The 17,791-nt window shown below is 61.0% G+C and carries 17 protein-coding genes and 1 pseudogene; 10 read left to right on the top strand and 8 right to left on the bottom strand.

The window, feature by feature from the left end; genetic code table 11:
- Positions 1–57 precede the first annotated feature (57 nt).
- The gene (locus AAIA72_RS03985; protein WP_369602142.1) at positions 58–1,200 is read left to right on the top strand and encodes an FIST signal transduction protein; all 1,143 of its coding nucleotides are present in this window, start codon (positions 58–60) and stop codon (positions 1,198–1,200) included.
- The gene (locus AAIA72_RS03990) at positions 1,197–3,131 is read left to right on the top strand and encodes a putative bifunctional diguanylate cyclase/phosphodiesterase (RefSeq protein ID WP_369602143.1); all 1,935 of its coding nucleotides are present in this window, start codon (positions 1,197–1,199) and stop codon (positions 3,129–3,131) included. The genes AAIA72_RS03985 and AAIA72_RS03990 overlap by 4 nt, the downstream gene beginning before the upstream one ends.
- A 7-nt stretch (positions 3,132–3,138) precedes the next feature.
- On the opposite strand, the gene AAIA72_RS03995 is transcribed toward AAIA72_RS03990, so the two are convergent.
- Entirely contained in the window at positions 3,139–4,125 is a 987-nt protein-coding gene (locus AAIA72_RS03995) for a PLP-dependent lyase/thiolase (protein WP_369602144.1), read from the bottom strand.
- A gap of 191 nt (positions 4,126–4,316) precedes the next feature.
- Between AAIA72_RS03995 and AAIA72_RS04000 the strand changes: the two genes are divergently transcribed.
- The 3 genes from AAIA72_RS04000 (at position 4,317) to AAIA72_RS04010 (ending at position 6,160) form a co-directional block, all read left to right on the top strand.
- Positions 4,317–4,829 carry a DUF2505 domain-containing protein gene (locus AAIA72_RS04000; protein ID WP_369602145.1) on the top strand — a complete coding sequence of 171 codons (513 nt, stop codon included), beginning with the start codon at positions 4,317–4,319 and terminating at the stop codon, positions 4,827–4,829.
- 77 nt (positions 4,830–4,906) lie between these two features.
- Entirely contained in the window at positions 4,907–5,872 is a 966-nt protein-coding gene (locus AAIA72_RS04005) for an RsmB/NOP family class I SAM-dependent RNA methyltransferase (protein WP_369602146.1), read from the top strand.
- A 117-nt stretch (positions 5,873–5,989) separates the two neighbouring features.
- Positions 5,990–6,160 (top strand): hypothetical protein, encoded by a 171-nt coding sequence (locus tag AAIA72_RS04010; RefSeq protein ID WP_369602147.1) that lies wholly within the window; start codon positions 5,990–5,992, stop codon positions 6,158–6,160.
- A 34-nt stretch (positions 6,161–6,194) separates the two neighbouring features.
- Here the strand turns inward: AAIA72_RS04010 and AAIA72_RS04015 are convergent, their stop codons facing one another.
- The 5 genes from AAIA72_RS04015 to AAIA72_RS04035 form a co-directional block, all read right to left on the bottom strand.
- On the bottom strand, positions 6,195–7,076 hold the full coding sequence (locus tag AAIA72_RS04015; protein WP_369602148.1) for a zinc metalloprotease HtpX: 882 nt from the start codon (positions 7,074–7,076) through the stop codon (positions 6,195–6,197).
- A 28-nt stretch (positions 7,077–7,104) separates the two neighbouring features.
- The gene (locus AAIA72_RS04020) at positions 7,105–7,296 is read right to left on the bottom strand and encodes a zinc-ribbon domain-containing protein (protein WP_369602149.1); all 192 of its coding nucleotides are present in this window, start codon (positions 7,294–7,296) and stop codon (positions 7,105–7,107) included.
- Complete coding sequence (locus AAIA72_RS04025; protein WP_369602150.1) at positions 7,293–7,727, bottom strand: hypothetical protein; 435 nt, start codon at positions 7,725–7,727, stop codon at positions 7,293–7,295. The genes AAIA72_RS04020 and AAIA72_RS04025 overlap by 4 nt, the downstream gene beginning before the upstream one ends.
- 61 nt (positions 7,728–7,788) lie before the next feature.
- The gene (locus AAIA72_RS04030; RefSeq protein WP_369602151.1) at positions 7,789–8,358 is read right to left on the bottom strand and encodes a hypothetical protein; all 570 of its coding nucleotides are present in this window, start codon (positions 8,356–8,358) and stop codon (positions 7,789–7,791) included.
- A gap of 574 nt (positions 8,359–8,932) precedes the next feature.
- Entirely contained in the window at positions 8,933–10,093 is a 1,161-nt protein-coding gene (locus AAIA72_RS04035) for a hypothetical protein (protein WP_369600498.1), read from the bottom strand.
- A gap of 301 nt (positions 10,094–10,394) precedes the next feature.
- On the opposite strand from AAIA72_RS04035, the gene AAIA72_RS04040 reads away from it, so the two are divergent.
- From AAIA72_RS04040 to AAIA72_RS04060, 5 genes and pseudogenes are all read left to right on the top strand, one after another.
- Complete coding sequence (locus AAIA72_RS04040; protein ID WP_369601481.1) at positions 10,395–11,555, top strand: hypothetical protein; 1,161 nt, start codon at positions 10,395–10,397, stop codon at positions 11,553–11,555.
- 62 nt (positions 11,556–11,617) lie between these two features.
- Positions 11,618–12,241, top strand: coding sequence for a translesion DNA synthesis-associated protein ImuA (imuA, locus tag AAIA72_RS04045; RefSeq protein ID WP_369602152.1), 624 nt, complete (start codon positions 11,618–11,620; stop codon positions 12,239–12,241).
- Entirely contained in the window at positions 12,228–13,643 is a 1,416-nt protein-coding gene (locus AAIA72_RS04050) for a DNA polymerase Y family protein (RefSeq protein WP_369602153.1), read from the top strand. Before imuA ends, AAIA72_RS04050 begins: the two co-directional genes overlap by 14 nt.
- Positions 13,627–15,668, top strand: a pseudogene (locus tag AAIA72_RS04055) (error-prone DNA polymerase); the annotation flags it as partial. The gene AAIA72_RS04050 and the pseudogene AAIA72_RS04055, both read left to right, overlap by 17 nt.
- Before the next feature lie 228 nt (positions 15,669–15,896).
- Positions 15,897–16,715, top strand: a complete 819-nt coding sequence (locus AAIA72_RS04060) for an OB-fold nucleic acid binding domain-containing protein (RefSeq protein ID WP_369602964.1) — start codon at positions 15,897–15,899, stop codon at positions 16,713–16,715.
- On the opposite strand, the gene yaaA is transcribed toward AAIA72_RS04060, so the two are convergent.
- The gene (gene yaaA, locus AAIA72_RS04065; RefSeq protein ID WP_369602154.1) at positions 16,709–17,488 is read right to left on the bottom strand and encodes a peroxide stress protein YaaA; all 780 of its coding nucleotides are present in this window, start codon (positions 17,486–17,488) and stop codon (positions 16,709–16,711) included. The two genes, AAIA72_RS04060 and yaaA, sit on opposite strands and share 7 nt — an antisense overlap.
- Positions 17,485–17,781, bottom strand: coding sequence for a glutaredoxin family protein (locus AAIA72_RS04070; protein WP_369602155.1), 297 nt, complete (start codon positions 17,779–17,781; stop codon positions 17,485–17,487). Before AAIA72_RS04070 ends, yaaA begins: the two co-directional genes overlap by 4 nt.
- Between the last annotated feature and the right edge of the window lie 10 nt (positions 17,782–17,791).

Here is a 17,791-nt window from a genome sequence, read left to right on the forward strand (position 1 = left end):
ACGGTTTCTCTATCTATACTGAAACACAAACAAGAACAAGGCGGGGAGAGATTGAGGATGTACGCCACGCAAGGTCTCTGGCAGCATGGTGGGTGGATCCACGCACCGGATACATTGCCGGCCGGGACAAAGCAGTCATTGGTGCTCTGTTTCGGGGCCGTGGACGACATCAGGCCAGCACTGCATGAGGAACTCAGGTCCCGATACCCCGGTGCCATTCTGGCTGGCTGCACAACCGCCGGCGAAATATACGATACCCAGGTTTATGACAATGCCGTATCCGTGCTGGTACTGGGCATGACCCGCACCCGGCTTCGCGGTGTCACGGTTGAAGTGGCCAACGCCACGGAAACGCCCCGTGCCGCAGAACATCTGGCTCGCGAGCTCGCCGGTGAAGACCTGCAACATGTTCTGGTGCTTTCGGATGGTTTGCATGTCAATGGTACGGAACTGACCCGGGCGCTGGCTGCTACCCTGCCTGAGCACACCACCGCGTCCGGCGGACTGGCCGGTGACGGTGACCGTTTCGGGAACACCTGCGCGTGGCTGGAAAAGCCGGATACCGGATACCGGATCGTCGGCATCGGCTTTTACGGGACCGCGCTGCGCGTGGGTTTCGGTTCTCTTGGCGGCTGGGACCCCTTTGGGCCCGTCCGTGTGGTGACGCGTGCCGAACACAATGTGCTCTACGAACTGGATGGCCAGTCTGCGCTGGCACTCTACAAGCGATATCTGGGCGATTATGCAAAGGATCTTCCGGGGTCGGCCTTGCTGTTCCCCCTCACCCTGATCAACGAGCGGGAGAAGGACGTGGTACGTACGGTGCTGTCCGTGGACGAAGCAAGTCAAAGCATGACCTTTGCCGGCGACATTCCGGAAGGCGCCAGGGTACGTTTCATGAAGGCCAATTTTGACCGGCTCGTAGAGGGGGCTCAGGGGGCAGCGGAGCAATGCGTACAGACACAGCCTGATCTGCCACCGGCGGCAGCACTGCTGATTTCCTGTGTCGGCAGAAAGATGGTGCTCAGACAGCGCATCGAGGAAGAAACCGAAGCGGTACGCGACATCCTGCCTGCGCCCACCTGTCTTGCCGGTTTCTATTCCTACGGCGAAATCAGCCCGTTACGTCATGAATCCGGCTGCAACTTCCACAACCAGACCATGACCATCACAACATTCTCGGAAGCCGACGCCTCATGACGGATTGGCACAGCCTGCTCAAACGACAGATGATGCGGCACCTGGGCCAAGGCTCCATTCGCCCGGAGCTGGCGCCCTTTCTGAATGCGGTCAATCAGGCTTATCATCAGTTCGACGAAGACCGACTGCTCCTCGAACGGGCACTTGAGCTGTCTTCGGAAGAGCTGAGCAGCCGATATGAAGAGCTGAACAAACACGTCAGCGAGCTGGAACGGACCAAACGGCATCTGGAGCAATCGCTGTCGCTGCTCAACGCGACCCTGGATGCCACCTGTGACGCCATTGTCGTGATTGACAACGACCAGCGCATCCTGGTCTATAACCAGACTTTCCTGACGATGTTCGACCTTGGCCGTGATGATCTTCGTGACCGCAGCGCCCGGCGGCTCTACAGCATTCTCGCGGCCATGATCCGGAACCGGGATGAGTTCGAGCGTTACTGGGCGCTCACAAGGACAGCACCCGAAGGTGCCCACGAGTGTCTCGTCGAACTCAATGATGGCCGCTTTGTGGCCTGTTATTCCCAGCCACGCTGGCATCAGGGCGTGATCCGGGGACGGGTCTGGAGCCTTTCCGACATCACCGAACTCAAGCGCAACGAACAGCAGGCCCTGTTCCATTCCTATTATGATGCGCTGACCGAACTGCCCAACCGTACCGCGTTCACGGAGCGCCTGTCACTGGCGATCGAACGGGCAAGACGTGCCCGCACCGAACTGGCCGTGGTCTTCCTGGATCTGGACGGTTTCAAATACATCAATGATACGCTGGGACTTGAATACGGTGACGAACTCCTCCGGCTGGCCGCCCGCAGAATTGTGGGTCGCGTGGGCAAGGATGTGACCGTTGCGCGGTATGGCGGCGACGAGTTCATTCTTCTGGTCGAAAATCTGAACAACTCCTTTGATGTCTCCCTCCTTGCCGAGCGGTTGCGCAACGCACTCCAGCAACCGTTCCGCCTCGGCCAGCAGGACGTGCATCTGACCACCAGCATCGGCATATCACTCTATCCCACGGACAGTGATCAGGCAGAGGCCCTGATCCGCAAGGCCGATATGGCCATGTATCATGCCAAGTCCCGGGGACGCAACAACTGCCAGTTCTTTGCCACCGAACTGGAAAAGCTGTCAGCTCACCGCATGCAGATCCGGCACAGCCTCCGCAAGGCACTGGAGGATGAGGCGTTTGAACTGTTCTACCAGCCCAAGATTGATCTGGCATCCGGCATGGCAGTGGGAGTGGAAGCCCTCATTCGCTGGCGGAAACCGGAAGGTGGCTGGATACCGCCTGCCGAGTTCATTCCTGCCGCAGAGGAATACGGTCTGATCGTGGACATCGGAGAGTGGGTGCTGGAAGCCGCTTGCCGCCAGATTCAGGCCTGGGAAGGCACCCCGCTTGAAAACCTGTCGGTCGCGGTCAATATCAGTGCCCGCCACTTCAGGGAGGCTCATCTGGTCGAGCACGTGCGCAGCCGCCTGGAACGCTATGCCATAGCGCCGCAGCAGCTGGAAATCGAGATCACGGAAAGCGCCGTCATGGAGAATCTGAACAATACCGTACAGATCCTCAATCAGCTGCGTGACATGGGGGTCAGAACCGCCATTGATGATTTCGGCACCGGGTATTCGTCACTGAACTATCTGAAATCCCTGCCCTTCGACACCCTGAAAATCGACAAGAGTTTCATTGATGACCTGCTTACGGACACGCGCAACCTGACGCTGGTGGAAGCCATCATCAACATTGCCCATTCCTTTGGCATGAAAGTGGTTGCGGAAGGCGTTGAAACGCTTGAAACCATCGGCACGTTGTCCGCCTACCAGTGCGACATCGCTCAGGGATATTATTACAGCCGCCCCGTGCCGGCGGAAGAGCTCGAAATCTTTGTCAGCGGCGCCCCCTGCCCGCTGCCACGCAGAGGGCACCGCTGAGGGGATTTTACCCCTGTACGGACAGGTCGCCGGTTGTCACCTCTTCCTTCAGCGTGATTTCCATCAGCGTGGACAGGGCCATGTTGGAAGTCGGCATCAGCAAGGCCACACTCCGGCCCTGCAGGACATCACGGCGGGCACAGGCCGCGGCCAGCACGCCTGCCGAAGCAGGGTCAACCACCATGCGCGTATGGTGAAGCATGACGGCAGCTGCCTTGAAAAAGGCGGCATCCGGTAACTGGACAAAGTCCTGCAGGCCTTCGGCATAGTAGGAAAACGGCACCGGCTTGACGTGATCATAGTTCAGCCATTCAACCCGGGATTCTGCCGGAATCTTCCGTGGCATCTTCATGCGCCAGCTTCGATACACGGCCTCCTCCCCCTGCGGGCAGACACCAATAATCGTGGTGCGGGGTGACAGGGCGCGAACGGCAATGGCTGCCGCCGCGGCCAGCATCCCGGAACCCACCGGGACAAAGAGCACATCCACATCCGGCTGCGCTTCAAACAGCTCCAGATAAACGGTTCCCATCCCGCAAATCAGCAACGGTTCCTCAAACGGATCCACGAAGTAGGCACTGGCGTCCGAAGCGAAACGGGCGGCCGCGTTGGAAGCGCCGCCTTCCACCTCCATCACTTCCGCATTCTGATCGGCCAGCCAGCCCTCCCGCTGCGGATCCAGCCGGCTGTCCACAAACAACGTGATTTTCATGGAGAACATCCGGCAGGCGGTTGCCAGCGCATGCATGAAACTGAACGGCCCGCTGGAGACCACGTGCTGGATGCCGTTTTTCTTCAGCTCAAAGGCCAGGGCGACCGCTCCCCGCACCCAGGAGGTTGCCGAAGGGAGGACGTGATCATGCTTGACGAACACGTCCGCCCCGACCATTCGGGAAAGACTCTCGTATCTTCGAAGCGGCGTAGGTTCAAGATTGCGGCGCACCACGTGGTAGGCGCGCAGGATATCCGTGATTTGCAGTGCTTGACTTCGCATTCCTGTGCATTCCGGGTTGTCTGTCAGACTTTTAGATTAGAACATACTTACCAGAATGTCTGTGACGCAGCTCCATGGACTACATAATTTTACATGGCCCATTGACCTGGCAGACGCGGGCAGGTGTCACGTCAGCCAACCTCACAGACACAAACCACCGTATACTGCCTCAAAAAACACAAGGACTTGTCATGACTGAACTGCAACGCATTCACCCCTATTCATGCCAGGCATACCGGCTGATCCGCTGGTTTTTCGACCAGGACATTCTCGGACAGCGCACCGCACATCTCGGCGCACGGGAGCTGACTCTGGTCCGGCATCAGTTCGACGGAGAAAGTGGCATTCTGGAATTCTCACGCGACGTTCCGGCACCACAAAATGTACCCAAGACCATCAAGCGCTTCCAGCAGGAATGGAACCGGGTGCACTACAAGGAAACCTGGCAGCGCCAGAGCAACGGTCATTTTCGCGGGGAGGTACAGGCGCGCATCAGCGGCGTGCCGGTAGAGGTCGTGACCCACCTTCATCTGAAACCCGCTGCTCAGGGCGAAGGTTGCGAAAACCACATCCGGGTTCAGATCACCAGTCAGGTTCCCCTGCTCGGCCGAGTGATCGAATCGGTGGTTTGCGGCGACGTGGACCGGCAGCTGGAAACGGAGTATCGCTTCTTTCAGACGCTTCTGGAAACCGAACCGGCCTGACGGGCACCCCGCCCGGCGGTTGCACACACCGCCGGGATTGTCTAGGATGGCGCGGATTCACTGACCAGGCCGTATCCGTGAGCCATCCCGTTACGCCCCGACTGCCGGAAGACTTCATCGCCAGCCTCCATGCCATGCTGCCCGAGGCGGACGTCGACCATGTTGTCGCGCATCTCCGCGACGACAAGCCGCTGTGCGTGCGCGTCAATCACCTTAAATGGCAGGACGGAGAATGGCTGGACTGGTGCCGGCAGCACGGGATTGCGCCGGAACCGCTGGACTGGTACCCCGGTGCCTGGATCGTGCCGGCGGACTGCCGCAGCGATCTGACCCACAGTGCTCCCTTCAGCGACGGTCTGTTCTACATTCAGAATCCTTCCAGCCTCGTTCCCGTTTTCCTGCTCGACCCTCAGCCGGGTCAAACCATTCTGGATCTGGCCGCAGCGCCCGGTGGCAAAACGCTGGCCATCGTCGATCGCATGCGCAACGAGGGCACCGTCTCGGCCGTGGAAGCAGTCAAGGGGCGCTTTTTCAAGCTGCGCGAGCAACTGGAACGACATGGAGCCACCTGTGTCAGGACCTACCTGATGGACGGGCGTGAGGCCGGACGCAAGGTGCCCGGGCGCTTTGACCGGGTACTTCTGGACGCACCCTGTTCAAGCGAGGCACGCTTTGTTGCCGGTCAGCCCGAGACCTGGTCGCACTGGTCCCTGCGCAAGGTCCGGGAATGCCAGCGCAAGCAAGTGGGGCTGCTGAAATCGGCCCTGCAAACACTGCGCCCCGGTGGCCGGCTGGTGTACTCCACCTGTTCATTCGCGGCGGAAGAGAATGAGCTGGTCATTCACAAGGTACTGAAACGGTTCAAGGGCGCAGTACGGGTTGTACCGGTCGGATTGCCCCTGGCCAACATCCGTCCCGGCCTCACGGCGTGGCAGACTCAGACACTTGATCCGCAGCTGGTTCATGCACGGCGCATCCTTCCGGACAAGGTGATGGATGGCTTTTTCGTCTGCGTTCTGGAAAGGCAGGCACACCCGGAATAAAGACGACACGCTGTCCCGCTCGACAGAGGTCGTATTTTGTTTGTCACAAAACCCTGATAAGGTGAGATCTGCCCAGGTTGATGTCGGGTATGGACAACAACCTCAGGAGAACACACCATGAAAACACCCGCTACCACCGAACAGCTCTCCGAACTGGAAATCCTGCTGATCGAAGAGCTCACCCTGCGGCGCTACTGTCCCGAATGCGAAGTGACGCACGAGGAAGTCCGGATACACCTGGAATGGCTGGATTCGGCACCCCCGAAGCAGGACAGTATCGCAGCCTGATTCCGAAGGCCGCCCGACGTCTGTGGTGGGCGGCCTAAAGCGGATAGCGCTGAACGAAACCGGCCTGATCCTGAAGGGCTCTGAGGCGAGCAATCCGCTCTCCTGTCGGTGGATGCGTGCGCAGCACCGACGGTTCGTTCAGACGCCGTCGTGACATCCACAGGCGCTCCCAGAACAAGCCGGAGTGCGCTTCCAGTGCCTGCAAGGCCCGGATCAGCGGGACAGGCGTGCCCAGCAGCCAGGCGGCTACCGCATCCGCCTGAAATTCCCGGGTGCGCGACAGGGCCAGCTGGGCAAGATCGACGGCGGTCGGCCCCAGAGTCAGGAACAGGACGGCCAGCCAAGGCAAGTGCGCCATGCCCAGCGCATAGAGCGGCAGGTTGATGAACAGAGCCAGGACGCCCATGGCACTGAGGACATGGGTCATGCGTGACAGGACGTCCGCAAAACCCATCAGGCGCGTATCCCGGTTGCGGACATGAGCCAGCTCATGGGCCAGCACCCCCGCAAGCTGCTCCTGATCCAGGGTGTGCAACAGCCCGGCGGACAGCACGATGGCCGACTTGCGCCCTTCCCCCACGGCAAAGGCATTCAGGATCGTGGCCGGCATGACATAAAGTGTGGGCGGCTGTGGCAAGCCGGCTCGTGATGCGAGCGCAGCCAGCGTACGATACAACTGAGGCGCCTCGTCAGGATACAGGGGCTGTGCCCGGAACATGCGCAGAACCAATGCAGGAGAAACCCAGGGGGCCAGAAACCAGGAGAGCACGGCACCCCAGAGCGCACCCCAGGCCACATCTTCACCGCCGATCAGGTAGCCCGCTGCAGCCATGAACGCCGCCAGCATGACGAGCAACAGAGCGGATTGCAGGCGGTTGTACCAGACAAAAACGGTCACCTGTTCGGGATTGATCATGGGTAATCCTTGTTTCTTGCCAGCTGTGTCAGCCGGGGATAGTCCGCGGCAGCCAGACAATCATGATGGCACAGAAGATGGCAATCAAGATCACCCAGACCGGAAATGTGATCCGTACGCCCATGACAGACCACTCTCTGGAACGGTCAACGGGCATGCCGCAGCGTGCACAGAATGCGGCATCATCACTGAGTTCGGCCTTGCAGTTGCGGCATTTCATCGCGAGGACTCCAGAAATATGTCGGAAGGCATCCACCTGCACAGCGTGCCGGCATCACACACCAGCTGAAGGGTGTTTCCTGATGACGATACCAGGCGCAACACCGCATCCACCTCTTCCGGAGGCGGCATTTCGCTCTGGTGGCCTGCCAGGGCGTCCGGAGCGACAGCGTGCGGGTACAGACGTATGGCCCGGAAGGTGAGCCGGCTTTCTCCCCCTCGGTTGCAGTCCACAGGACGCTCGTCGGAAGACGCCATGAAGCGGTAGAGACGGCCGCCGCGCGCAATCTGTCCCTGCAGGAGCCAGCCACCCGCTGTACACAACAGACGCCAGCTGCCATCGGATGTGGCCCGGGCGGTCACATCCGCACGGGCCGGACCGCCGGCAATCAGAGACAGGACAACGATAACGGTCAGACATCGGATCTTCATGCGCCTATCCTGACCGCTGCAGCCAACTCAGACCTTGATCTGAGTCAGCCCCGCCAGGCAGTTACTGACCACCCTGGGCAGCTGCCATCATGGCGCGCAGTGCGTCCATGTGCGGGCGAAGCGCAGCCTTGTCAGCTTCAGGAGCCTTGGCCATGCTGGCCATCATAGCATAGCTTTGCTGCAGATTCTGCTTGATCATCTGCTTCTGTTCCGCGCTCAGGCCAGCCTGCCGGTCCACTTCCTGAAGCTGGGCATCCAGCCCGCCCCGCTCGGCTTCCATCTTCTCGAACTCCAGCGCCATGGCCGCACGGGCAATGCGCATGGAAATGTCTGACCATTGCTCCGGCGAACTGAAACCGGCCTTGCCAAGCACACCCTTCAGGTCATCGTACAGACCTGCCGCATGCACGGGTGCCAGCATCTGTTCGGCCGTCATGTCCAGCGGATTGCGCGCCTCCTGACTGTCATATTTGGAGAGTTCCGCTTCATGCCTGGCACTCCAGGCCATGACGGATTCCTGGGAGTCCATCCAGCGGGTGATGATGTCTCCTGTGAGCGGTTCGGCCCGGACCAGTCCTGCCAGCAAAAGCAGTTGGATAAAGATCAGAATGTGTCGTACAGGTGTGTGCATGATGGGCTCCCGTTCCCTGTTGTTGTAAGTGATTCGGTCTGTCCGCCGACTGTACTGTATCCCCTGCCCGGCCTCAACTTTTTTTGATGTCCATAGCCGGCATGTCTATCCGCATTCCCGGTTAATCACAATCCGTCTAAGACCACCTTCGGAGCTGTACTATGCTTTTCATGTGATCAGGGCTCAGACCTTTTCACTCGTCTTCCGTGACGCTTCAAGCCAGGCTGATTGTGCGCCGATTCCGTCGGCGCTTTTTTATGGTTCCCGCCCACCACATGCGTGACGAAATCAGCTCGCGGACAGCGCCCCACCGTCAACAGGCAGGCATCAAGACGCCTCATTTATCCCTGACTCAACTGCGAAGTTCTGACGTCTCCCCATTTTTTCAGAAGGTGCCATTCAACCTTTTGACTTTAAGGGGAAAAACGTGATGTGGTAACGGAATCGGGGTTTCCCTCCAGGTACAATGTGATTGCCTATAAGTCACTGAACCCAAAGGAAAACCCCGATGCCTTACCATGCCACAGATCGGACAAAATGGAAAGCCCGCCTCTGCCTGGCGTCTCCCCATTTTTTACCCCGGCCCCGTGGCGAGAGAACCATTTCGGGCAAACAAGTCATCAATCAGACTTCGTGGTTTTCGTTTGCGCCAAAGTGGCCAGAACAGCACCCGTGCACCTCTGAACAGGTTCTGCCATCCCTTGAGCAGGCTGTAGAACGGGAACTTAAGCGCCTTGTCTGGCTTTTGACGGCGTGAACTTCTGATCAGACAGCTATCCCGGTCCTGCCAGACGGCAAGCAGTCCCCAGGCCAGACTCGCCAGCGCAACCAGATTCTGAAGTGTGGTGAAGCGCCGTGCCGGCACAGACTCCAGCGCAAAGCCCTGCTTGGTAAAGCGGTAGCCTTCCTCGCAGGCCCAGCGGTCCATGTAGGCATGGATCATGCGTTCTCCCTGTCGCCTTCCGCGCACCGGACGCGTGGTAACCAGCACCAGAGGTTCCGGCCGGTCATGGCGGACGACAATCATCCACAAGGGGCTGTCCGGATGCTCTCGCAGCATCACCCGGGTGATACCGAACCTGACGCGGGGGCCTCCCCGTCTGAGCTGCCCTTGGTGCTTCAGCGGCAGTTCACGGGCAATCTGCTGCGCTGTTTTATGACGGTCCCGCCAGCACCAGTAGCGCTGATTGGCCGCTCTGACCAGCACCTGTCGCTCACACCGGATCCAGGCATCCCACAGGATGCCCCGGTCGCCTCCCCGGTCTATCACCCAGAGCAGATCCTTCCGGATATGCCGGCTCACTTCATCCATCACCGAGAGAATGTCATGGTTCTCGCTTCTGAATGCCGTGCGCTGCGGGGTGTTCAGGCGGGTCAGCAACGGCAGCGTCTTCCCGCGCCGGACATCCCGTGCCACCACAGTCATCAGCGGATATCCGCCGACAATTTCTCCGGTATCGCCGTCCCTGACGCGGCCCCGCCATTCACTTTTCGGTGCGCCGTCACGGTTCAGATCGCCCGGATCAATGGCCAGGATCATGTCCTGCGTGACGTGCCGGCTGACGTGCGCAAGCTGCACCTGCTCTGCGGCCCAGGCCACTTCACTGTGTCCGGCCAGCATGCGGGAGATGCGCTTCTGGGTATGGTGCAGTCTGCATGGCTCATTGAGTGTGCGGGCAATCTCTGCCTGCGTGAGGGAACCGGAAGTGAGGATGCCGAAAGTGACCTCTGCCATGAGTTTTCTCACAGGCCGTGTGATCTGTTCAGGTGCCTGGTCAATCAGGCTGCAGAGGCGGGCTTTCCATTTTGTCCGATCTGTGGCATGGTAAGGCATCGGGGTTTTCCTTTGGGTTCAGTGACTTATAGGCAATCACATTGTACCTGGAGGGAAACCCCGATTCCGTTACCACATCACGTTTTTCCCTTTAAAGTCAAAAGGTTGAATGGCGCCTTCTGAAAAAATGGGGAGACGCCAGCGCCTCTGCAGCCTGATTGACCAGGCACCTGAACAGATCACACGGCCTGTGAGAAAACTCATGGCAGAGGTCACTTTCGGCATCCTCACTTCCGGTTCCCTCACGCAGGCAGAGATTGCCCGCACACTCAATGAGCCATGCAGACTGCACCATACCCAGAAGCGCATCTCCCGCATGCTGGCCGGACACAGTGAAGTGGCCTGGGCCGCAGAGCAGGTGCAGCTTGCGCACGTCAGCCGGCACGTCACGCAGGACATGATCCTGGCCATTGATCCGGGCGATCTGAACCGTGACGGCGCACCGAAAAGTGAATGGCGGGGCCGCGTCAGGGACGGCGATACCGGAGAAATTGTCGGCGGATATCCGCTGATGACCGTGGTGGCACGGGATGTCCGGCGCGGGAAGACGCTGCCGTTGCTGACCCGCCTGAATACCCCGCGGCGCACGGCATTCAGAAGCGAGAACCATGACATTCTCTCGGTGATGGATGAAGTGAGCCGGCATATCCGGAAGGATCTGCTCTGGGTGATAGACCGGGGAGGCGACCGGGGCATCCTGTGGGATGCCTGGATCCGGTGTGAGCGCCAGGTGCTGGTCAGAGCGGCCAATCAGCGCTACTGGTGCTGGCGGGACCGCCATAAAACAGCGCAGCAGATTGCCCGTGAACTGCCGCTGAAGCATCAGGGGCAGCTCAGACGGGGAGGCCCCCGCGTCAGGTTTGGTATCACCCGGGTGATGCTGCGAGAGCATCCGGACAGCCCCTTGTGGATGATTGTCGTCCGCCATGACCGCCCGGAGCCTCTGGTGCTGGTTACCACGCGTCCGGTGCGCGGAAGGCGACAGGGAGAGCGCATGATACATGCCTACATGGACCGCTGGGCCTGCGAGGAAGGCTACCGCTTTACCAAGCAGGGCTTTGCGCTGGAGTCTGTACCGGCACGGCGCTTCACCACACTTCAGAATCTGGTTGCGCTGGCGAGTCTGGCCTGGGGACTGCTTGCCGTCTGGCAGGACCGGGATAGCTGTCTGATCAGAAGTTCACGCCGGCAAAAGCCGGACAAGGCGCTTAAGTTCCCGTTCTACAGCCTGCTCAAGGGATGGCAGAACCTGTTCAGAGGTGCACGGGTGCTGTTCTGGCCACTTTGGCGCAAACGAAAAACACGAAGTCTGATTGATGACTTGTTTGCCCGAAATGGTTCTCTCGCCACGGGGCCGGGGTAAAAAATGGGGAGACGCCAGCTGCGAAGTTGACTCGCAATACTGTTTGTTTGTACAGTATCTTCATGCGAGCTGACCTGTCTTTCCTGATGGCACGGCATCCTGTCTGGTATGCCCGTCATTCACATTCACCGAGATCCGGTATCTCTACCGGTTGGCCTGCACTGGATGCACATCTGGTCTGGCGCGGATGGCCGGAGCAGGGGCTCATCGAGGTGGCTTCGGAACCCGGGCACGGCGAGGTCAGTCTCTTTGTGCCGGCATTCAGGCGCCTGGAATCCGGAAGTCCGGGTATCAGTCTCTGGGTCACTCCGCCCTTCCGCCCGTTCTCACCGGCATTGCAGCAGGCCGGTCTGGATCTGGCACGTCAGTGGGTGCTGCCCGAAGCCCGGTCTGCCGATGCCCTGTGGGTGGTGGAACAGGGGCTGCGCTCGGGCCTGTGCACACTCATTCTCGCCTGGTTGCCGGGACTGGATGGCACCGGGCTGCGACGCCTGCAACTGGCCGCGGAACAGGGCCACGCGCTGACGATTCTTTTCCGGCCGGAACAGCATCTCGCTCAACCCTCTCCGGCGCAGCTGCGCCTGATTGTCAGGCGCAGGGAGGGCAGACTGAGGATTCAGGTAACCCGGCAGCGTGGCGGATTGCCATTTGAGGTAACGCTTGAAGAAAATCATGCAACCCGATGAACTTTATATGGCACTGCATTTCGAAGAGCCGGTGCTGGACACCTGGCGGCATGGCATGCCGGAACTTCGCACGCGCCCCTGTGTGCTGGCCGATACCGTGCAGCGACGCGTTGTGGCCGCCTGCCCCAACAGTGAGGCGCTGGGTATCCGGCCCGGCCTGTCGCTGGTCAGCGCACGCAGTCTGGCCGATGCGCTGGTCGTCCTGACCGCATCACCGCAGCAACGGCAGCAGGTCATGGAGACACTGGCAGAGCATGCGCTGCAGTTCAGTGACCAGGTCTGCGTGCCCGAAGGCACGACCTTGGTGATGGAGTGTGCCAGCCTGCTCCGGCTGTTCGGCGGTCTGGACAGCTACTGGCAGCAGGTCGCCGGCTATTTCCGCGACATGGGCTATCGCCTTCACCCTGCCACCGGTACCACGCCTGCCCAGGCACAAGTGCTGGCGCAACAGGGCATGGGACTGGCCACCACCTCCGCGCCGGCACTGCAGCAGCAGGCAAGGCGATTGCCGGTGACCGCCCTGCCGCTGCCGGACCGTACCGTGGAAAACCTGCTGCGTACCGGTCTGGATACCCTTGAACAACTCTGCGCCATTCCTGAACGCGAGCTGGGGCGGCGTTTCGGTCCGGAACTGCTGACCCTGCTGCGCCGGCTGATGGCACGTGAACGGGAACCGCTGAACGTGTTCGAACCGCCACCTCACTTTGATCAGTATCTGGAGCTGCCGGAAGACATCGAGCATGCTCAGGCGCTGCTGTTTCCGCTGCGGCGTCTGCTGGCAGGTCTGGAACAGTGTCTGCACCTGCGGGCCTGTCAGGTCAGCCGCATAACCCTTACCCTGACCCTGCGTCGTGGTTCGCCGATGACACTCACACTGGAACGTCCGTTCGGCACGCATCGCGCCGAGCACTGGCTGTCACTGTGCCAGCTGCGCTTCGAACGCCTGGTGCTGCCGGCGCCGGTCCGGACAGTCCGTCTGAGTACCGGCGATTTCCAGCCCCGGACAGCGCAGACCGATGATCTGTTTGGCCCGACGTCCTCCCCGCTGACCCGGATTCATCAGCTCATCGCACGGCTGCACACGCGGCTTGGCAATCAGCGACTGCACAGGCTGGGCCGCCATGCGGATCACCGGCCCGAACGGGCAGGCACCCTGGATGGTCAGCTTGCCAAGCTACCGCCTGACGACAGTCCGCGACCGCTGGCCCTGCTGCCCCACCCCATGCCGGTTCCGCACACGCGTCTCCAGCGTCTGGAGGGCCCGGAGCGGCTGGTGTGCGGCTGGTGGGATCACGCACCGGTGCAACGCGATTATTATCTGGCCCGGCTGGATGATGGCCGCCTGTGCTGGGCCTTTCACACGCCGTCCGGACACTGGTTCATCCATGGCTGGTTCAGCTGAATCACAGCCCGGCTACGCCGAGTTGCATTGTGTCAGCAACTTCACCTTCCAGCGCGGCGCCTCCCATCCGGAAGAGCTGGTGGAGCGAGCCCATTCACTGGGCTATGCGGCGCTGGCCATCACCGACGAGGCCAGCGTATCCGGCCTCGTCCGGGCCCATGTTGCTGCCCGGGAGCTGGGCTTCCACCTCATCTGCGGTGCAGAATTCCACCATGCGGGGCACTGTTTTGTGGTGCTGGTACAGGACCGTACCGGCTGGGCTCAGCTCTGCACGCTCATTACCCATTGTCGCCGCCGGGCTGACAAGGGGAACTATGCCTTTGCCCCGGAGGATCTGCTGGAGATGCCGCTCACCCATTGCCAGCTGCTCTGGCGTCCGACACCCGATGCCCTGACGGCACCGCCCGACTGGACCGAAGCCCTGTGCCTGGCCTTTCCCCGGCGTCTGCATCTGCTCCATGAGCGGTTGCTGCTGGCCGGAGATTCCGGGCGTCTGGCCGCGCAGATCCGGTTTGCCGAACAGGTGGGACTGCCGCTTGTAGCTGCAGGGGATGTTCACATGCATGACCGGGAACGCCTGCCCCTGCAGCATGTGCTGACTGCCATTCGTCTGGGCTGCAGTGTCAGTGAAGCCGGGCTGGCCCTGCACCCCAATGACGAGCGTCACTTGCGCCCACGCAGCAAGCTGGCCCGCCTGTACCCGGCCGCGCTGCTGACCCGCACCCTCGACATTGCCCGCACCTGCACCTTCTCGCTGGATGAACTGAGCTACGCCTATCCGGAGGAAGTCGTGCCGGCGGGCTACACGGCAGATGCCTGGCTGCGCCACGAAGTCCGCAAGGGCGCGGCACGGCGCTACCCGCAGGGCGTGCCCGAGGCGGTTGAGCGCCAGATCGAACACGAGCTGAGCCTGATCCGGGAGCTGCGCTACGCCCATTACTTCCTGACGCTTTACGACATTGTCTGCTTTGCCCGCAAACGGGGCATCCTCTGCCAGGGCCGCGGATCGGCAGCCAACTCTGCCGTGTGCTTCTGCCTAGGCATCACGGAAGTGGACCCGACCCGGGTCTCTCTCCTGTTCGAGCGCTTCATTTCCAAGGAACGCAACGAGCCCCCGGACATTGACGTGGATTTCGAACATGAACGGCGCGAGGAAGTGATTCAGTACATCTATGCCCGATACGGACGCGAGCGGGCTGCGCTGACCGCCACGGTCATCACCTGGCGGGCCAAGAGCGCCATCCGGGACGTTACTCGGGCACTGGGGCTGGACCCCCTTCTGGCGGAGCAACTGCTCAGTCAGCTGGACCGGCGGGACACGGAAGATCCCTGGACCGCACAACTGAGCCGGATGACCGCCCCGCTGGGACAGACCGGCCAGCAGTTCACGGCGCTGGTCTGCACCCTGATCGGGTTTCCGCGCCACCTGTCCCAGCATGTGGGCGGCTTCATCATTGCCCGGGACCGTCTCAGTGATCTGGTGCCGATAGAAAACGCGGCCATGCCCGACCGCACCGTCATTCAATGGGACAAGGACGACATCGAGGCACTGCGTCTGATGAAGGTGGACATTCTGGCCCTGGGCATGCTGACCGCCATCCGCAAGGCGCTGGATCTGATCAACCGCAACCGGCATACGCCACTCTCGCCGGCCACCATTCCGGCAGAAGACCCGGAAGTCTATGCCATGCTCTCGCGGGGGACAGCATGGGTGTCTTTCAGGTGGAGTCCCGCGCCCAGACCAGCATGCTGCCGCGCCTGCGTCCTGCCTGCTACTATGATCTGGTCATTCAGGTCGCCATTGTCCGGCCGGGACCCATACAGGGCAACATGGTGCACCCGTACCTGCGACGCCGTCAGGGTCTGGAGCCGGTAACCTATCCCAATGAGGCGGTCAGGCGCGTGCTGGAACGTACCCTGGGCGTCCCCATCTTTCAGGAGCAGGTCATCCAGCTGGCCATGGTGGCGGCCGGTTTCAGTGCTGGCGAAGCGGATCAGCTGCGCCGGGCCATGGCCTCATGGAAGCGACACGGCAATCTGGAGCAACACCAGCGCAAGCTGATTGATGGCATGCTGGCCAATGGCTACAGCACCACCTTTGCAGAGCAGTTATGCCGGCAGATCGCCGGATTCGGGGAATACGGTTTCCCGGAATCTCATGCCGCCAGCTTTGCCCTGCTGGTGTACGTCTCCGCCTGGCTCAAGCGTCATCACCCGGCGGCATTCTGCTGCGCTCTGCTCAACAGCCAGCCCATGGGCTTCTATGCCCCGGCCCAGCTGGTTCAGGATGCCCGGCGCCATGGCGTGACGGTGCTGCCCGTGGATGTCCGTGTCAGCCACTGGGATCATACCCTGGAAGAGACACCGGAAGGACCGGCCCTGCGCCTGGGCCTGAGGCTGATCAAGGGGCTGGGGCGGGACGCGGCAGAGCGACTGCAGACAGCCCGCAGCCGCGCTCCTTTCAACACCCTGGCCGACGTCACCCGGACCGTCCGGCTCAACGCCCGGGAATGGGAAGCACTGGCCTCGGCAGGTGCCCTGGACAGCCTCACCGGGCATCGCTATCAGGCCCGCTGGGAAGTGCTGGGGCTCGAATCACCCAGACCGCTGGCACCTGCGACAGAAGGATCCACCTGGCAGCTTCCGCAACCGGATACGGGCCGCGAACTGGTGGAAGACTACGCCAGTCTCGGCCTCTCCCTGCGCCCCCATCCACTGGCCTGGCTGAGACAACAGGGCAAGTTGCATCGCTGCCTGAAGGCCAGTGAGTTGAGTGAAAAGTCACACGGCAGCTGGGTTCGGGTAGCCGGACTGGTGATCGGACGCCAACGTCCGGGCACGGCTTCCGGGGTCACCTTTGTCACCCTGGAAGACGAAACCGGATTCGTGAACGTGGTGGTCTGGCTGAATACCGCCCGGGCACAGCGCAAACCCCTGCTGACCGCCCGGCTGCTGGAAGTGAACGGCATCGTGGAAAAGGAAGGTGAAGTGATTCACGTGATTGCCGGGCGGCTGGTGGACCGCAGCGCATGGCTGGCCGACCTGCACACCCGGTCACGGGACTTTCACTGATCCGGATGGTCGCGCGTGAACGTCAGCGTGGTGTCATCACTCATGGCCGGATTGAAGACATAGCCGCCCACATTGAAGTCGCGCAGCCCGTCCACATCGTCAATACCATTGTCCAGAATGAAGCGGGTCATCATGCCCCGGGCCTTCTTGGCCCAGAAGCTCACAATCTTGTAGTCCCGCCCCTTGAGGTCCTTGAAGACGGGAGTGATCACCGGTACGCCAAGCTGCTTCGGCTTCAGCGCCTTGAAGTACTCGTTGGACGCCAGGTTGACCAATGCCTTGTCACCGTCCGCCGCCATGTCCGACTTCAGCAGTTGCGTGATCCGGTCACCCCAGAACGCGTACAGCGTCTTGCCGCGCGGGGTTTCAAGACGGGTACCCATTTCCAGGCGATACGGCAGCATCAGATCCAGCGGCCGCAACAACCCGTACAGGCCGGAGAGAATCCGCAGGGATTTCTGAGCCTCCAGCAGCCCTTCTTCCGACAGCGTCTCCGCTTCCAGTCCGGTATAGACATCCCCCTTGAAGGCGAAGATGGCGGGCCGGGCCTCCCCTTCGGGGAAAGGCCACTGCCAGCGCTGGAAGCGCTCTGCATTCAGTTCACCCAGTTTGTCACTGATTCCCATCAGGGCACTGATTTCAAAAGGAGCGAGCTTGCGCAGCACATCGACCAGTTCTGCGCTGTCCTCCGGCAATCTGGGCAAGGTGGTCTGTGGCGCATGCCACGGGGATTCATAGTCCAGAGTCTTGGCAGGTGAAATGACAATTTTCATGAAGTTTCCGACGCAAGGTATTGTTGCAGAAAGTGATAAACATCCGCCTGATCAAACGGCCAGCCCAGCTCCTGAGTACCGGATGGCGAAGGCCAGCGGCTGCACAGTACGGGAATCCGGGTTCCGTAGGTGGCCACCCAGTCATCGTGATCGGCAATATCCACACCAACCAGCTGAACAGGCACACCATGGCGGGTGAAATGTTCAGCCACTTCACGCACCACGTCTCCTGCCTGCTCACACAGGTGACAGCCCTGGGTTCCCAGGAGAAAAAGAGTCAGGGTTCCGGTCATGGCGCGATTA

Source organism: Thermohahella caldifontis (genome assembly GCF_041153465.1).
GTDB lineage: Bacteria > Pseudomonadota > Gammaproteobacteria > Pseudomonadales > Oleiphilaceae > Thermohahella > Thermohahella caldifontis.

What these genes read in the sequence shown, in the direction of transcription:
- AAIA72_RS03985 (WP_369602142.1), top strand. Translation starts at nt 58, where the DNA reads ATGTACGCCACGCAAGGTCTCTGGCAGCATGGTGGGTGGATCCACGCA.
- AAIA72_RS04030 (WP_369602151.1), bottom strand. Translation starts at nt 8,358, where the DNA reads ATGCACACACCTGTACGACACATTCTGATCTTTATCCAACTGCTTTTG.
- AAIA72_RS04050 (WP_369602153.1), top strand. Translation starts at nt 12,228, where the DNA reads ATGCAACCCGATGAACTTTATATGGCACTGCATTTCGAAGAGCCGGTG.
- AAIA72_RS04025 (WP_369602150.1), bottom strand. Translation starts at nt 7,727, where the DNA reads ATGAAGATCCGATGTCTGACCGTTATCGTTGTCCTGTCTCTGATTGCC.
- AAIA72_RS04015 (WP_369602148.1), bottom strand. Translation starts at nt 7,076, where the DNA reads ATGATCAATCCCGAACAGGTGACCGTTTTTGTCTGGTACAACCGCCTG.
- AAIA72_RS04060 (WP_369602964.1), top strand. Translation starts at nt 15,897, where the DNA reads ATGGGCTTCTATGCCCCGGCCCAGCTGGTTCAGGATGCCCGGCGCCAT.
- AAIA72_RS04040 (WP_369601481.1), top strand. Translation starts at nt 10,395, where the DNA reads ATGGCAGAGGTCACTTTCGGCATCCTCACTTCCGGTTCCCTCACGCAG.
- AAIA72_RS04010 (WP_369602147.1), top strand. Translation starts at nt 5,990, where the DNA reads ATGAAAACACCCGCTACCACCGAACAGCTCTCCGAACTGGAAATCCTG.
- AAIA72_RS04035 (WP_369600498.1), bottom strand. Translation starts at nt 10,093, where the DNA reads ATGGCAGAGGTCACTTTCGGCATCCTCACTTCCGGTTCCCTCACGCAG.
- AAIA72_RS04020 (WP_369602149.1), bottom strand. Translation starts at nt 7,296, where the DNA reads ATGAAATGCCGCAACTGCAAGGCCGAACTCAGTGATGATGCCGCATTC.
- AAIA72_RS04070 (WP_369602155.1), bottom strand. Translation starts at nt 17,781, where the DNA reads ATGACCGGAACCCTGACTCTTTTTCTCCTGGGAACCCAGGGCTGTCAC.
- yaaA (WP_369602154.1), bottom strand. Translation starts at nt 17,488, where the DNA reads ATGAAAATTGTCATTTCACCTGCCAAGACTCTGGACTATGAATCCCCG.
- AAIA72_RS03990 (WP_369602143.1), top strand. Translation starts at nt 1,197, where the DNA reads ATGACGGATTGGCACAGCCTGCTCAAACGACAGATGATGCGGCACCTG.
- AAIA72_RS04000 (WP_369602145.1), top strand. Translation starts at nt 4,317, where the DNA reads ATGACTGAACTGCAACGCATTCACCCCTATTCATGCCAGGCATACCGG.
- imuA (WP_369602152.1), top strand. Translation starts at nt 11,618, where the DNA reads ATGCGAGCTGACCTGTCTTTCCTGATGGCACGGCATCCTGTCTGGTAT.
- AAIA72_RS03995 (WP_369602144.1), bottom strand. Translation starts at nt 4,125, where the DNA reads ATGCGAAGTCAAGCACTGCAAATCACGGATATCCTGCGCGCCTACCAC.